Source organism: Pseudodonghicola flavimaris, assembly GCF_030164425.1.
In the GTDB taxonomy this organism is placed as follows: Bacteria; Pseudomonadota; Alphaproteobacteria; order Rhodobacterales; family Rhodobacteraceae; genus Pseudodonghicola; species Pseudodonghicola flavimaris.
In genome coordinates, this window is the sequence record NZ_JASNJD010000006.1 from 125,084 (window position 1) to 142,644 (window position 17,561).

Here is a 17,561-nt window from a genome sequence, read left to right on the forward strand (position 1 = left end):
GCCACACATTTCATTACCTTGATAACGATTATCTAGGTAACATTATTCGATCGCACGTCAAGGGGGCAGAGCAGAGGAAATTCCGCCCTCACGGGATTGAGAGCGGCAGACCTGCAGGCCCCGCCCCGGCAAGGGACGGAGTGTCGGACGCGTCCGAAAGGAGAAAGCACCCCGAGAGTCGCCCTGCGCGTCGAAGAGCTATTCCGGCGTTCCGGTGAAAGCGAGGTTCTCGGCCATCTGCTCATCCAGCTCCAGCAGGCGGCGGCGGGCGCGGATGTGCGACCGTTCCGCCCGGCGCTGCGCATCCGACAGCGCCGACAGCGTCGCCGGCCCGCCCAGCCGCGCCATGAAACGGCCATAGCGACCACCGAATTCGGCCAGCAGGGAATCCTCGGCCGACAGGATCGCCTCGGTGCTGCCGGGGTCGCCCTGACGGCCGGCGCGGCCCGCCAGCTGTCGGTCGATGCGGCTGGCGCTGTGGCGCTCGGTCATGATCACGTGCAACCCCCCCGCCGCGCGCGCCGCCTCGTCCAGCAGGATATCGGTGCCGCGCCCGGCCATATTGGTGGCGACGGTCACCGCCCCGGCCCGGCCCGCCGCGGCGATCACGGCGGCCTCGTCCGCGTCCTGGGCCGCACTCAGCACCCGATGCGCCACCCCCAACGCGGTCAGCGCGGCGCTCGCCGCCTCGGAGGCGGCGACGGTGCGCGTACCGATCAGCACCGGCCGACCCTGGGCCGAGAGCGCCCTGGCCCGCGCCGCGACACGCGCCCATTTAGCCGCCGCCCGAACCGACACCCGGGGCCGCCAGGTCCGGCGCCGGGGCGGCTTATGGGTGGGGATGCGGACGACCGGCAGATCGTAGACCGACCAGAATTCATCCGCCGCCTCGGTCGCCGTCCCGGTCATGCCGCCCAGATGGATGTAGCGCCGGAAGAACCGCTGAAACGTGATCTGCGCCAGGGTGATACGACGCGAGGTGATCTCCACCCCCTCCTTGGCCTCGACCGCCTGATGCAACCCCGCAGACCAGGACCGGTCCGGCATCACCCGCCCGGTGTACTCATCAACAATCTCAACCTTGCCGTCGCGCAAGATATAATGCTCGTCACGCCGGTGCAGGTGAATGGCGCTGATCGCGGTGCGCAGCGCGTCCTCGCGGATTGGCGCTGGCCGCCAGGCCGGTGGCAGCTGCGCCGCGCGCTCCTCCAGCCGGTCGCAGCCTTTCGCCGTCAGATCGACCTGCCGCCGCAGCCGGTCCAGCCGGTAATCGCGCCCCTCCTTCATCTCCGAGGCGATGGCATGGGCGGCGCGGGCGGCATCGGCCTCCACCTCGGCATCGGCGGGCGGCACCGAAAGGATCAGCGGCGTCCGCGCCTCGTCGATCATCACGCTGTCGATCTCGTCGACGATGGCGAATTGCAGCCCCGGCAACAGCAGCGCGCTGCCTTCGAAATAGGCGCGGGTGCGCAGGCCGATATCGCCGGCGCGACCGCCCATGGCGACACGATCGCGCAGAAAGGTGAAGGCGACCTCCTTGCCGGAGGCGTAGACGATATCGGCGGCGAAGGCGGCGCGGCGCTCCTCCGGCGAACAATCTGGCACGACCGCGGCGCAGCTCAGCCCCAGCCGGGCATAGAGCCCGCGCATGGTTTCGGCGTCGCGCCCGGCCAGGTAATCGTTGGCGGTGATCACATGCACCCGGCGGCCGGCCAGCGCGGCGGCCCCGGCGGCCAGGGTGATCGCCAGGGTCTTGCCCTCGCCGGTTTGCATCTCTGCCACCGCGCCGTTCAGGACCGCGCGGGCGCCGAGGATCTGGGTCGCATAATGGCGCAGCCCCAGCTCGCGGCCCGCGCATTCCCGGATCACCGCAAAGCTGCGCACCAGCAACGCCTCACGCGGACGGCCGTCTGCGGCGCGCAGCGCATGGGCGGTGGCGCGCACCTCCTCCTGGAGTTCCGCGTCTGACAGCCCGGTCAGCCGCCGCCCGTGGCGCAGCACGCGGCGGGCGAACATCCGGGTCGGACGAGCCTGCAACCGGCGGCGCGGCAGCGTTGTGAACCGCTCCACCCAATGATCCAGCTTCGACTTCTTCGGCACCGCCGGAGCGCGTGGATAGAAGGACCCGGCGGCCGGCGCGGGAAAGCTGTCAGACATTGAGATCACGCAGGAAGATCTGGCGCAGCGCGCGCAGAAGCTGCGCCCCCAGCGGCGTCGGCCCGTGATCGAACCGCACCGAGACCCGCTCTCCCAGCGCGGTGAGCGGGCGGCCGTCAGCAGGCGCGACATCCATGACAAAGACGGTGCCGACCGGCGTCAGCGGCGTCTCGGCGGTGGGATCGACCGGGATCGGGCCGCCGGCCTCGGTGGCCAGCGCGGCGCTGGGAAGCACCGGCACGGCGGCCGGCGTGCCGCGGGTCAGACGCGCCGGAACAGGCTCCAGCGGCGTGCTGGCCAGGCGCATCTGCACCGCGTCGATATGGCGGCGGACCAGATCGATCTTGGCCTCCGGGATGACGACGCGGACCACCCCCGGCTCGGAGCCGATGACCCAGGCCAGCGCCTCGCCCTTGCGCACGAAGCGGCCGACCAGATCGTCTCCCGCCGGCAACAGCAGGCGGCCGGCGACCGGGGCGGTCACGATCTGCTCCCCGCGCCGCTCGATGGCGAGCGCGCGCTCCTCCTCGGCCAGGGACAGCTCCTGCGCGACCAGATCGGCCTGCACCCGGTCGCTGGCCAGCGCGTTGAACCGGCGCAGGCGCAGCTCCTCGATCCGGGCATCCATCTGCCGCACCCGGAAATCCAGCAGCGGGTCGGTAACGCGCAGGATCGGGGTGCCGGCCGCCAGTGTCTCCCCCGGCTGCGCCAGAAGCTCCTCGACGAAACCGTCGGCGCCGCTGACCGCGCGCGCGGTCTCAGGCGCCCGGATCACGCCGCGCACGATGGTGGCCGAAGGCACTGGCTGCACGAACAGCGCCCAGGCCACCACGGCCGCCAGCCCGCCGCTGACCACGAGCGCGCGCAGACGGTGGCCTTCCAGCCTCGGACTGGCCAGTACGAACCGCAGGCCGCGCGCCGCCGGCACGATCAGCAACAGGATCCCGGCCCAGAACGCCAGCAGCAGGCCGACCTCGAAGAACATGCCCGCCACCAGCAGCATGATCGTCAGCATGATCATGTAACGGTAGACCAGCGACAGGGTGCCGTAGACGGTGAACCATGTCGCCTCTCCCGGCGCCATCGCCGGCGAAACGGCGGTCTTGATCCCGAACAGATACCGCTGGGCGAGATACTGCAGGTGCTGCGTCGACCGGGTGCCCAGGTTCGGGATCTCGATCAGATCGGCGAATACGTAATAGCCATCGAAGCGCAGCAGCGGGTTGCCGTTGAAGAACAGCGTCGAGATACCGGCCAGCAGCATCACGTTCATCACCGCGGCGCGCATCAGCCCCGGCTCCATCAACCCCCAGAGCATCGCCGCGGCCCCGGCCAGGAACAGCTCCACCACGATACCCGCAGCCGCGACGCCGGCGCGCTGCCATTTCGACCGGAAGGCCGAGGAGGCGGAGGCATCGACATAGGGCACCGGCATGAACACCAGGAACATGATCCCGATTTCATGCACCTCGCCGCCCCAGTGGCGCACGGCATAGGCATGGCCCATCTCATGCACTGCCTTGACCAGCGGGTAGACCGCCAGAACCAGCAACAGGTTGCCGGCGGTCAGCGCCCGGTCGGCGATATTGGCATGCAGCGCATCGATGTTCTGCAGCCCGGCGAAAAGCCCGCCGCCGACCACCGCCAGCCACAGCAGCACCCCGAACCAGGAGAAGAACGGCCGCACCAGCCAGCCGGTGGCGCGCACGAAATTGTCGGGGTCGAGCACCGGCACCCGGATCGCCAGCGGGTTGCGCAGGCTGGCCAGACGTTTCTTGCGGTCGTCCTGACGGCCGCGCTGCACCACCTGTTCCATGTCCGGCGGGATCGCGGCATGCAGCACGTCGGACCGGTGCAGCCGGATCAGCAGCTGGATCACCTCGTCCTGGGTCGGCAGATCGTCCCCCAGCGCCTCGGCGGCGGCACGCCAGATCTCCTCCATCGTGCGGCGACCGTTCATCAGACCGATGATGCGCCAGGCCGCCTCTGAGACACGCAGATAGGCGCCGCTGGCGTGATCCTCGATCACATACCAGACCGCGCCGCGAAACACCGAGCGATGCGCCTCAGCATGGCTGCGCAGGCGCGGCGTCAGCTCGGCGACGCGATACCAGGTGGCGCTATGCAGGGACCCGGTCACGGCAGCCAGCGCCAGAACGCCATCCGCGCCCAGTTCCTGAGCCCATGCGTCCAGATCATCAGCAGCGGCCGTTCGTCCACGGTGATCTTGGCGATCCCCTCCATCCCCGGGCGCAGCAGATCGGTCTGTTCGGTCAGCTCGGCGTCGACGCGGAACACGTTGCGGCCATCCTCGACCCCGGCGACCGAGGTGACCCGGCCGGTCTCCATTCCGAAGGTCCGGCCCGGCAGCGCCGTCAGGATCACCCTGCCCTCAAGCCCCTCTTCGACGAGCGCGAGGTCGCGTTCATCCACCGACAGCACGATCCGGTAGGCATCGAGCGGCGCAATTTCATAAAGCACCTGGCCCCGTGACACCGGGGCGCCGACCGACTGATCCAGATCGCCGGACAGCACCACGCCGTCGAAGGGCGCCCGCAGCCGGGTCCGGGCCAGCCGTTCGTCCAGCAACGCGATCTCGGCATCGGCCTGGCTGATCTGGGTCGCGGCGATACCGATGGCGGCGCGGTCCCGCTCGGCCAGGGCGGTTTCATATTCGCGCTGCCGCTGCGCCCGCACCGTGTTCCAGCGGGCGATTTCCAGCCGCAGATCGCGGTCGTCAAGGGTGGCGAGGATATCGCCCTCGGCCACGATGTCGCCGGGGATCGCCGCGGCGGAGGCAACATAGCCATCGAGCGGCGAGGCGACGACACGCCGGATCTCGCCCTCGACCCGAGCATTGGCGGTGATGTGGAAGGGCGCAACAGTGTGCCAGGTGAACCAGAGCGCCGCGCCCGCCAGCAGGATCACCGCCTTGAGCCCGGCCTTGCGCGGGCCGAGAACGGCGGCGCCGAGGCGTCCGATTTCGGCGGCGGCCTTGACCGGCAATGCCCGGTCGTTCAGCCGTTTTTCCTCCAGAACCGGCCCGAGGATGCCGGTCACCGCCTCGACCAGATCGACTTCCTCGTCGCGAAACGGGTTGTTGCCACCGCGCTCCAGCACCATGGCACCGGTCACCCGGCCATTATGCCGCAGCGGCACGGTGAGCACGGCACGCGGCGTCCCGGAGTGGATCAGCTCCTGGTGCGCGGCGGTCAGCGTCAGGCTGTCGTCGTCATCCTCCGGCATGCGGATGCGGCCGCCCTGATCGATCGCCTCGTCCATGGCATCGGCGATCCGCTGCACCAGTTCTGACGACCGCGAGAAGCCGCCGCTGTGCGACAGCGACACGACCTTCGACCGGCGCAGCCGCCGGCGCCCGATCGACACCCGGTCGCAGGCCAGCCGGTCGCAGAAATCGGTGACGCAGGTGGCGACGGCGACCGACCAGCGCGGCTCGTCCAGCGTGTTGGCCAGAAGCTCGACCGCGGCGCGGGCCCTGGCCTGGCTCAGTGCACCGTCGCTCAGCTCGCGCACCACCAGCCGGAGCTCAATGGCCGGCAGCGCCCATTTCACCTCATCCACCACCCGGCGCAGGTCCAGATCGGCGCGCACCGGCAGCTGCACCGCCACCACGCCGTAAAGCGCGCCGTCGCGCAGCACCGGCACCCCCACCGCGCAGCAGGTGGCGCCGCGTTCCTGATAGCCGCTTTTGACGATGGGCTTGCGCTGCGCGATGGCGAGATCGACAGCCGCGGCCAGCCCCTCGCCCGGCTCTGCGGTCGCCGGCGCCCGCGCCGCGAGCCTGTAGGGCCCGGTGTCGCGCGGACCAAGCGCCAGCACCACCATGTCTGCCCCGAGCCGCCTGACCAACTGATCCGCCCAGGCAGTCAGCGCCGACCGCTCCTCGGCCTCGATGGCAGCGCCCGGCGCAGGCTCCGCCGCGACCTCTGCCGAGCCGGCCGTCTCCTCCAGATTAGCGCGTGTATCCAATGCTGCCTCCTGCCGGAACGATCCCGCCGTTATCGTGCCACGTCAATGAATTTAAGCCATTTGTCACCGCTGCCACGCCACTTGTGAGCGCCTCCCGGACGACGCCACCATGAGGGCGCGGCAAGCACGCCGGCCCCGGCGTTGGAAAGCCCCCCGCGACAGGCGGGGGGCCGGTGATCTCTGCCAGGACCATTCCGCCGGTCAGAGTGCGAAGTGATCATTCCGAGCGGCCGACGGTGCCACGAAATTTCCGCTGACCTCGTCATAGACCAGATAATCCCCCGCATCCGGGGTCGACGGATCATCCAGCAGCCAGGGCACGTAGATCTCGGAGTTCGCGACAATGTCGAGATAGCTCTGGCTGCGGCCATGCTGATCCAGATCGGCCTCCAGTTCGTTCCAGCCGGCAAAGATATCCTTCTGGGCGTTCAGAACCGGTTTCGCCCCATCCGCGAGCGCGGTGTTGGTCCAGGCGATGACCTGCGGCGCGCTAGCGGGATAGGCGACCACTGCGCTGGTGGCGTTCAGAAGCGCCGCGACGGCGTGGCGCATCAGTGCGTTCACACCACCGCCCTGCAGCCCCAGCGCATCGACCAGGGTCACCCCGGCCAGATCGCCATAGCCCGCGGGAATGTCGAACACCGTGTCCAGCGTCTGGTCAGGCGCATAGATCAGCTCGCCATCCGAGGTCGCCGGCCAGGCCGAGGCCTCATGCTGGATGGCGTTGTTCTTCCAGAAGCCCGGGGTCAGACCCGCGGCCTCACCCGCCGCCACCCCATGGTGATGCGCAAGGTCGGTATCGGTGATCGACCGGTCCGCACCGGCGAAGACCGCGGCGGCATTGCCATAAGCCCCCTGGGTGACCGTGGCATCGACAGCCCCTTCCGAGGTGAAGAGCCAGGTTTCGCCGACATCGAGCATGCCATCGTTGTCCGTGTCGCCCTCCACATAGATGGCGGCGAAATCGTCGCTGGTGTCGTCCGGAGTGCCGGCGTCGTCGATCACCCCGGTGGCCTTGTCGAGCGCGACCTCACCCAGACCGTCGTTGGTGACCAGATAGGTCCAGATCAGCGGTGTCCCCTCGACAAAGAGCGGCCCCGGCGCGTCATTGGCGTCCTCCAGATCGGTCGGCGCATAGACGTCGACAGCATTGACCGCCTTGACCAGCGTGACCCCGTCGGCAACGCCGGTCATCCGCGCATTGTCGCTGGCAGACGCCTGGCGGTTCGTCGCATCGAAGACGGTGGCGGTGGCGATGTTCTCGTAATCGCCCTCCGGCGCGGTGCCGGTCGCGGCGTAGAGCCAGGTCTCGCCCGGGTCGAGCAGCCCGTTGCCATCGTCACCCGACACATAGATCGGGGCGAAGTCGTCGCTCGCATCGCCCGGGGTGCCGGCGTCATCGGTCAGGAATGCCACCGAGACCGCCTCGCCTCCGGTGTTGGTCAGCAGATAGGTCCAGGTCACCGTATCGCCCGACCGCACCAGAACCGGGTTCACATCCGCATCCTCGGCCACCGTGGGGGCCAGCGGATCGGCGGCATTGACCGCCTTCTCCAGCATCACGCTCAGGGTGCCGGGTTGCGGCGTGCCGGTGTAATGCGCGACATCGCTGCCGGTCACCTGCTGCCCCTCGCTGTCGACCGCGGTCACGATCGCGGCGTTGACATAGCCGCCCAGGACGGCGGTGCCGGTGGCCCGGAACAGCCAGGTCTCATCGGTGTCGAGCAGGCCATTGCCGTTGCGGTCGCCGGAAACATAGACCGGGGCGAAATCGTCGGAGGCATCCGCCGGCGTGCCGGCGTCGTCGACCAGACCGGAGACCGACAGCGCGCCGCCGCCGGTATTGTCGACCAGATAGGTCCAGACCACCGTGTCGCCTTCGGTCAGTTCCGGACCTCCGGGCGTGTTGGCGTCCTCGGCCGTGGTCGGGTTCAGCGGATCGACGGCGTTGACCGCCTTGACCAGCGTCACCGACGAGCCGCCGGGAATGGACGACCCGCTGTGATGGTTCAGGTCGCTGTCGGTGGCGATGCGGCCATAGATGTCGCTGACAGTCACGGTGACCTCGTTGACATAGGCGCCATCGGCGGCAGTGCCCCCCAGCGCCGCCAGCCAGGTCTCACCCGGATCCAGCAGCCCGTTGCCATTGTCCCCCGAGATATAGACCGGCGTGCGGTCGTCGGAGGTGTCGCCCGGGGTGCCCCAGTCGTCGACGATGCTGTCAAGCGTGACGGACACGGTGCCGTCGTTGCTGATCAGATAGGTCCAGAGCACCGCGCTGCCGGTTTCCAGAACCGGGCCCGGTCCGGTATCGGCGTCCTCCGCCGTCGTGGGGGTGAACGGATCGGCGGCGTTGATCGCCTTTTCGACCGTGACAGAGGGGGCCGGATCGGTGATCACCCTGCCGATGTGATAGTTCTCGTCGGTATCGCTCACCGCCGGGCCGCGCGACCCGCGGCCGCTGGCGGTGACGACGTTGGAATAGGCGCCGGCGATGACGGTATGCTCCCCAACCCCCTCGGAGGTGTAGAGCCAGACCTCGCCCGGATCGAGCAGGTCGTTGCCGTTGTAATCACCCTCGACATAGACCGGCGCGAACCGGCTGCCGTCAGAGCCCGTATCGCTGAGCGACACACGGCTGAGCGCCACATCTCCGGGATTGAAGACCAGATAGGTCCAGGTGACATCCGTGCCGACCGCCAGGGTAATGGCGTCGAGCTCGGAATCGGCGTCCTCGAAGGCCGTCGGGTTCCACGGATCGGCGGCGTTGATCGCCTTTTCGACCCGGATCGCCGCAGTCTCCCTGCCCGGGGTGCCGTGGCCGGGATCGGCCGGACCCGTGGGAGTGGAGCCGGCGCTGGTCTGCAGCGGCACACGCAGCGTATCGTCCTCGGGACCGCCGGCGCTGTCATAGGCGCCATGGCCGTTGCCCGGCTGCGGGTCGCGCGGCGCCCCGTGCTGATCGTTCCAGGCCGGGTCCTGCGGCGTGACCATGGCGATCACGTCATAGGCCTCGACCCGGCTGGTGGCCGCACCGGTGGCTTCGGCCAGATCCAGCAGGAACTCGACCGTATGCGGCGACGGCAGCCGGTTCACCGTGGGCGCCCCGAAGCGCGAGAACGGCACGATGAAGCTGTTGTACTCGCCGGTCCAGTCGAACATGCGGTCGGTGCCGCTGTTGCCGATCAGCACGTCACGTCCGCCGCCGCCAAAGGCGAAGTCGGCCGCGCCGCCGGTGGTTTCCGGGGTTGCCGCGTTGTCCGACGTGTCGTTCAGGCCGCCGTTGGTGCCCAGGTTGTCGTCCAGCTGGTGGTAATCGTCGCCCCAGCCGCCGAACAGCCGGTCGTGCCCGGTGCCGCCGAACAGCACGTCATTGCCATAGCCGCCGAAGATCGAATCCTTGCCGTCCTCGATCAGCTCCCCGCTCGCATCGAAGGTCAGGAAGTTGAGATAGTAGTTCTCGATGATCTGACGCGGATTGTCGGGATCGTAGAAGGTCCGGTAGGTGCCGGTGGTGCGATCGTAGAAGTCGGTGAGGATGCCGGTGGCGGCATCGTAGATCATCGGCGTATTGGCGATCGCCCGGGTGTCGTCGTGGAAGATCGCCAGCGCCTCCGCGCCCGATGCCGCGTCATCGCCGGCGCCAGTGTGGATGAAGTCGTCACCCAGTCCGCCGTAGATGATGTCGCTGCCGCCCTCCTCGGGCAGGATCGCGTCGACGGTGATCTTCAGGAAGCCCTCCAGATCGACCTCGGCCCCGATCCACGGTCCGGGGATCGAGATGGTCTGCTGTGCCTCGGCCGCGATGCCGTTCAGCGGTTCAGCCAGCCCGTTGCGGCTGACGCGGATCACACCATCGTCGCCCAGCAGGCCATCCTCGCCGGTGCCGCCGAAGATCCGGTCGTCGCCGGTGCCGCCTATGATCTGGTCGTCATGGCCGTTGCCATAGCCCACGTCGTTGCCGGTCATCAGATGGATGATATCGTCGCCATCCTCGCCATAAACAAGGTCGCTGGCCCCCAGGCTGCCGACGTCGGTGCCCGGCGTGTAATCCAGCAGCACGGTGGCGCGCGGGATCAGCCTGATGGCACCGCGCGGATGCGGCAGCGACGGATCGGTGGTATCGTTGCCGATATCGGCCGAGCTGTCATAGACATAGCTGAGCCAGGCGTTGGCGCTGTCCACCAGATCGAAGATATTGCCGTTGTCGCCCAGGATCAAATCCGCGTCGCGACCATGTTCAGACGGCGCGCCCAGCGTGCTGTCCGCATCGGTGCCAAGGATATCCATGGCGATCTGGGTCCCGGCACCGCCGAAGATGATATCGGAGCCGTCGGGACGCTGCTCCGGCGTGGTCAGCGTATAGAGCGAGGAGCTGCCGCCGATCAGGTCGTCCTGACCGAGGCCGCCGAAGATCACGTCGTTGCCGCCGCCACCTTCGACATAGTCGTCGCCGTCGGTCTCCGCCTCGAAAGACGGCACATGGACCAAACGGCCCGCCGCATCGCGGGTCGCCGAAACCGGCACGGGCAGGATCGCGCCGTCGCCCTGGATGGTATCGTCCCCGAGCTGGGCGAAGATCTTGTCGTGCGAGGCGCCGCCGGCGATGTCGTCATTGCCGAACTGGCCATCGTTGCGCGCCTGATAGGTGACGTCGTGATAGAGTTCGGTGATCTCGAAGGCGGTCCAGGGCGCCCCCGCGTGGCGCGGATCGACGAAGAGCGTCGTGGTATCGACGTTGGCGGTGCCATCGCGATTGTAGATCGTCGGATCGGTCAGCTGCACGATCCGCGCGTCCTGGTCCTGATCCGGCCCCACCGGACGCTGCACCAGGGTGACATTGTCGCCGAAGATCAGATCCTGATCCGCGCCGCCGTCGATCCGGTCGCCGTTGGGGGTGTCCTGAACGACCCGGTTGGCACCGCCGATCAGGATATCCTGGCCGGCATCGCCGAAGATCACGTCGTCGCCGCCCTTGTCGATCTCGGAACTGGCGATCTCGACGATATAGACATACTCGGTGGTCCGGATCCGCAGCGGCGGCTCGGTCACGTCGATGCGGCCATGATCGCCGAAGACGATATCGGCGCCCAGACCGGCGTGAATGGTGTCGTCGCCCACGATCAGCGCATCGCCCGCATCCGACAACAGCGCACCGGCCACCGGCACCGTCAGCCGCGGCCCCGCCAGCAGGCGTTTCTGCGCCAGGCTCAGCGTGTCGTCGTTGTAGACGGTCAGATCGCCGAAGATGTCGATATTGAAGCCGCTGTCGCCCCAGATCTGGTCGATGCCGGCCTGGCCGAAGATCCGGTCGTCGCCGCCACCACCGGCCAGGTGATCGCCTTCGAGACTACCCATGATCAGGTCGTCATTGGCCCCGCCATAGGCGGTGACCCGGCCCGCGGCGCCGCCGGCGGTGACCGTGCCGGCAAAGGTGCCATCGGTCAGAACCGCCCCCTCTTCCAGCGTCAGCGTCAGGCCGTCCTCCGAAATCGAGGCGATGCGGTAGCTTGCGGTGCTGCCATCGGCCAGATCCACCTCGATCGCGCGCCCGGCACGGAACCCGGCGTCGGTCCAGCTGGTGGTGGCGGCAAGGGTCAGCGCCGCCGCGTCGAAGGTCAGGTCGCCGGACAGCTCGGCATAGACCAGGATTTCGTCCTTGCCCGCGATCAGGAAGGGATCGGCCAGCGGCAGCACGAATTTCGACCGGATATCGGCCAGCGCCGCAGTGGTGAACGGCGGGAACGGCCGTTCGCCGAAGTCGTAGCCGACGGCGTCGTCGCCGGAGCCGGAGTAGAACACCCCATCCTGCGAGGTATCGCCATAGATGGCCAGCAGCGATTCCGCGCCGCCGCCGCCATCGACCATGATCAGGTCGCCATCCTCCGCAGTGCGGTTGCCGCCGCCGTGGATCAGGGTAAGCCCGCCATAGATCGCGGTCTCCCCGTCCTGGCCGGATGTGGTGGGCTGCAAGGTGCCGTCGATGCGCAGCGTATCGTTGCCGCGGCCCATCATGATGTTGAGGATCTCGATGCTGGAGAGCAGCGGATCGGTGGTGAAATTGCCGTCGCTGTCGACCCGCTGCGTGCCGAAGGAAATCCCCCCGGGCACAATGCTGGGTTCACCGAAATCGGCATCCGGGAAGACCAGATCGGTCGCCATGCCGAAGCCGGTCAGACCGGTCGCGGTCAGCACACCGCTTTTGTCTTCCTGCGAGGCATCATCATAGATGTTCAGCACGTCGATCTGCGCCGCCTCATCGGGTTGCGGCCCGATGCCAACGGCTTCGCCCGGGGTCTCGCCCGGCAGGATGATCGCCTGGATCAGGGTGCGGTCGGCGCCGCTCATGCCGCCCTCGACCGAGACCGGACCCTGGATGTTGGTTAGCCGGTGCACCGAGGAGAAGGACATCTTGTTCTGCAGATCGGGCGGCAGAACGTAATCGTCGTTGGCCTCGACGGTGATGCGCACCTCTGTCGCCCAGTTGGTCCCGTCGAAGCGGATCGCATCGGCGACACGGACCACGCGGACATCGCCGGTGGCGGCGGTCAGCGAGGCCGAGGGGGTCAGCCGCAGGAATTCGCGGTTCAGCCCGTCCAGCTCCAGCAGCGCGATCTGGTAGAGCCCGGCATTCGGGCCGCCACTGATGCGGATCTCGTGGCCGGGCAGGAAGCCGTCGGCCAGCCAGCTGCCACCGTCCGTACGAGTGATGGTATCGCCGTCGATGGTGACGCCGTCCTCGACAATGGTGTCATCGCCGAAGATCACCTGCCCGTTGAAGAGCGCATCGATCGACACCTGGCCGAGCGAGACGGTGGCATCGGACCCGGCGGCGAAGCTGGCACCGGCAAGGGTGATCGAACTGTCGGTGACGCCGGTGACCTCGTAATATTCCTCGGTCCCGGTGTCGTTCGCACCGCTGCCCGAGATCGCGATCCGGTCGCCGACATAGACATTGGCATCGAGGAAGGAGCCCAGATCGGTGCGGGTGATGGTGTTGCCGGCGAAGGTGACCGGCCCCTCGAAGAAGGAAGCCACCTCGAAGGTGCCGACGTCGACATTCTCGACCAGCCGGTCGCTGTTGTCGGAGGTGTCGATGGCGCTGACGATGGAGGCCTGCCCATCGGTCAGCAGCGGGATCGTCACCACCTCGCCCGCGTCGGGGGCAGAGGTCAGGCGGATGGTGTAATCGTCGGTCGAGAGCGGCGTGACAAGAGTATCGCCGGCGCTCTCGGTCAGGACCACGCCGGGGGTGTCGTTGTCCAGCACCTTGACCGGCAGCAGCTGGCTCGACGCCCCTGCGAAGGCGCCGCCGGTCGAGGTGACCGTCGCCTCGATCTGCAGACCACGCGGATCCTCCGGCGTGCTGTCGTCGATGGCCGTCAGGGTCACGTATTTGACGGTATCCCAGTCGGAGGCATCGAAGGTCAGCACCGGCAGGTCGAAGGACAGCTGCGCATCGGTATCCGGCGCCAGCAGCTCGGCCAGCGAAACCGTCACCGTCTCTCCGGCGTCGGGCGCCCGGCTCAGAGTCACCCCCACCCGGTCAGTGAAGCCCTCGGGGCCTTCCAGCACGCGGGTGTCGGTGCCCTCGTGCGACAGGATCACATCGGCCTGATCGTTATCCAGCACCGTGACCTCGACATTGCGCACCGCGAGACCGTCATAGAGATCGACCGCCGCCTGATCCGCGCCGCTGTCGTTCACCGCCTGCACGCTGTGGCTGATGACGACCTTGCGCTCGCCCTCGGCCAGGCTGTCGTCGGAGGCGGAGAGCCAGATGGTCTGGGCATCGGACCAATTGGTCTCGTCGAAGACCAGCACCACGTCGCGGGTCGGAACGCTCTCGTCGACGCCGTTCACCGGAACGGTATCGAAGAAATCGCCCGCCGCAGTGCCGATCAGGACCGTGTCGCCGCCATCCGGCACACCGTCGTTATTGCGGTCGAGCAGGATGCGCGGCGCATCGGTGGCGTCCCAGGCGTCCTCGTCGTCCGAGGAACGGGCGACGGACACCGTGATATAGACCCGGGTTCCGGCCGCGATCGCCTCGTTCAGCGAAATCTCGTAGCGGTCGCCGAAGTCGCCTTCGCGCACGACGGAGTAGCCATCCTCAGTGCCGTCAGCGGCGACCTCGCGGATGCGCACCGGGCCGCTGCCATCGTCGGCGACCGTCATCTCGACCCCCTCGACAGAGAGCCCCTCGTAGCGGCCGTCGCTCAGCACGTCGTGATTGATGACCGAGCTCTGTCCCTCCAGACCGGCGCTGCTGATCTGCTCGGTCACATCGCCGGCGATGTTGATCACGTCGCTGCCAAGGTTGCCGATGACCCGCACGGCGACGCCGATGGGGGTGGACAGCACGAAGAAGTTGTCGTCGCCTTCCAGACCGTCGACCTCGAGCACTTCGATATTCTCGAAACTGACGTGAAGGCCGCCGCCGAAGACGCCGTCCTCGCGGATCACGAAGTCATCGCCGAACTCGGTGCCGAGCACGACGACCTTGTCATAGCCGCTGCCGCCGTCGATCGAGACCGGAGCATTGAGGTTGTAGGACACCTGGTCCTCGCCTGCGCCGGTGTTGATGATGTTGCGGCCCTCGACCGAATACTGGTCGATGATCGGATCGAAATTCTCATCCGCCAACGCGAAGGCGCGCACCACGAAGAGGTCGTTGCCGGCATCGCCTTCCAACCGGATTTCGGCCTTGTTCGAATAGACGGTGAAGGTGTCGCCACCGGTGCCGCCCTTGGCCACCAACGCCTGGGACGGGCCCGCGGTGATATAGCCGCGGGTGGTGCGGATGACCTCGGCCGGTTCGTCCCCCGGCGCCGCGTTCAGGTGGAAGGTGGCGCCTTCGGGATGATCGGCGTCGAGCACGCCGTGGAACTGGCCGATCTGGAACCGGTCGGCGCCTGCGCCGCCGTCCAGCGTGGTGATGGTGCTGTTGCCGTCGACGGCGAACATGTCGTCGCCTTCCAGACCGAAAACGGTCAGCCGGCCATTGATCGCCCGGTCGTAGTTGACCCGCTGCACCCCCATCGGCCGGTCGGCACTGGTCTGCGACTGGGCGATGGCGTTGTCGAGAGAGCTGTCGCCGCCCGTCGCATCCGCATGCAGCAGCGTCACGAAGGACGGCCGGTCGGTGGTCCGGTTCTCGACCGAAGTGATCTCCCGCATCAGGAAGACATCGGCGCCGTCGGAGCCGGTGATCGCCAGCGTGTCGGTGCCATCGTCCCGCGCGCCGGTGTCGAGCACGTTGATCACATAGTCACGCTCTTCGCCGTAGGTGCCGGTGGTGTTGATGACATAGACATCGGTGCCCTCCGCACCGTCGAGATCGAGCGTGTCGCGCGCACCGCTGCTGCGATAGGTATCCATCGTCATCAGCGTGTTAACGGTGATCTCATCCTCCTGCCCGGCGGTGCGGATATAGCCCTGGGTATCGAGCTGCAGCGCGTTGACGGTGATGATGTCGACGTCATCGCCGGTCTGCAGCAAGAAGCGATCACCATTCTCGGTGCCACGGGTCGCGATCCGGCCGGCCAGTTCGACCGAGCTGCCGTAATCCTCATCCGCATCGGTGGCCGAGCGGGCGGTGCCCGTGCGCGTGGTATCGAGCTGCATCGTCACCATGCTGCCGGCGATGACCAGGCTGTCGGCCTCCATCGACAGGTTGTCGCCGACCCACAGGCTGACGGTGGTCGCCGCGTCGATCGTGGCGCTGTCGAAGGACTGAACCGCGCCCTGCACCACCAGCCGGGTGCCGTCGGGCAGCATGTAGAGATCCTCAGCCGGCGCGGCGATGTCGCGCGGCAGGATCCGCGGCACCTCGGCATGGCTGTAGGGCGACGCCGGCAACACCGGCGTGGCGGAGGTGTCCGGCACGGTCAGGCGGATCGCCCCGCCAGTCGACAGAGCATAGAGCAGGTTGAGCTCATTCGCGGTCTCGGTCAGGTAGATGCCGTTATCGGCATCCAGCGACACCACGCCGGAGAAATCGCCCAGGATACCGGAATCGATGTCGAAATCGTCGGAGGCCAGACCGATGGTGCCGCCGTCGGCCAGCAGGTCGACATTGCGGCCGGTGACGTTGTCGTCCTCGCCGGCGCCGGAATTGGCATCGAGGATCGAGCCGGCGCGGGTGGTCAGGGTGACATCGCCCAGGGTGGAATCCACCGTGTTGACGCGCATGTTGCCCGCCGTCTCGGTGATCCGCGCGCTGCGCTCGGACGCGGCGGTCAGCACGCCCGACTGGGTCACGCCCGACACGCTGTCGACAAGGTTGGTCTCAAGGAAGTCTGCATCGGTGCCGATGCCACCGGTCAGGGCGGTCATCGTGATGTTGACGCCGCCGACGTCCCAGGGATCGGGGCTGCCGTCGGTCGGATCGGAATCGAGGATATGCCGCGGGGCCTCCAGGGTCACGTCGCCGGCAGAGCTGTCGATGCGGCCGACCCGCAGATCGTCCAGATCGCCGGAAAGCACGGCATCGATCTCGGTCAGGACGATATCGCCGTTGGTGGCGACATCGATGTAATGCGCCCCGCTGCCGTCGGCGTCGCCCAGACGGACATTGGTGTTCGACACCAGGCGAACGGTATTGTCACCCGGGCTGCGCACGGTCGACCCGTCCGGATCGGTGCCATTGACGGTGATCCGGCTGCCGGCCTCGATCAGGTCGAAATCCCAGGTGGTGGTGGTCAGTTCGGTGGCGCTGGCGGAATATCCCGCGCCCGGCCCCAGATCGCGGTCGGGCGAACTCGGGTCGTCATAGAAGAACTCGTAATAGGTGCCGTCGTCGCCGGAATCGCCATCGACCAGGACACCACGGCTGAGCCCGTCGACATCCTCGCGCACCGCCGAGCGGAGCGACAGCGTCGCCTCGGTCGCCGCCGCCACGACACCGACCGCCACCGTCGCGGTGGTCTGCGAGGTGGTGCCGGTGCGAAGCCGCAGGCCCAGATCCATCCAGATGCCATCGCCCGAGATCGCATAGAGCGCCTCGTCTTCGCTGGTCACGCGGGTCAGGTCGACCCGGATCGGTGCGGCACCGCTGCCGACATCGCCCGAGGTGGCCTCGATGCCGTGGAACAGCGACACCACGCGGGTGGCGGTGCCGGCTGCGATCGAAGAGGCCCGGGTCAGCGTCAGCGTATCGCCATCCACCTCGGCCACCTGATGCACGGTATCGCCAACCCGGATCAGACCGCGTTCGGCGATCCCCAGATCGGCCCAGTCGCCGCCATCGGTGCGCAGCAGTTCCACCGCGCCGGAGGCGCCGGTCTGCGCGGTCACCTCAAGCTCGGCCACCGCATCGGGCATGAATTCGGTATCGCGATAGCTCCGCAGCCGGTCGGCATCGCCCATGGTGTTGGTGCGGATCACCGCGCCCTCGGTCAGGATGTCGCCAC

Annotated in this window: 4 protein-coding genes; all 4 read right to left on the reverse strand. The window is 67.8% G+C overall.

Going from position 1 to position 17,561, the window contains the following annotated elements:
- Positions 1–198 precede the first annotated feature (198 nt).
- Positions 199–2,157: a preprotein translocase subunit SecA gene (locus tag QO033_RS10145; RefSeq protein WP_284480850.1), complete on the reverse strand. Its 1,959-nt coding sequence runs from the start codon at positions 2,155–2,157 to the stop codon at positions 199–201.
- Entirely contained in the window at positions 2,150–4,297 is a 2,148-nt protein-coding gene (locus tag QO033_RS10150; protein ID WP_284480851.1) for a peptidase M50, read from the reverse strand. The genes QO033_RS10145 and QO033_RS10150 overlap by 8 nt, the downstream gene beginning before the upstream one ends.
- Positions 4,294–6,147, reverse strand: coding sequence for an HlyD family efflux transporter periplasmic adaptor subunit (locus QO033_RS10155; RefSeq protein ID WP_284480852.1), 1,854 nt, complete (start codon positions 6,145–6,147; stop codon positions 4,294–4,296). The genes QO033_RS10150 and QO033_RS10155 overlap by 4 nt, the downstream gene beginning before the upstream one ends.
- A 201-nt stretch (positions 6,148–6,348) precedes the next feature.
- Entirely contained in the window at positions 6,349–17,535 is an 11,187-nt protein-coding gene (locus QO033_RS10160) for a DUF7507 domain-containing protein (RefSeq protein WP_284480853.1), read from the reverse strand.
- Positions 17,536–17,561: the final 26 nt, after the last annotated feature.

Excerpts from the sequence above, each read along its gene's own strand:
- QO033_RS10145 (WP_284480850.1), bottom strand. The coding sequence starts at position 2,157 with ATGTCTGACAGCTTTCCCGCGCCGGCCGCCGGGTCCTTCTATCCACGC.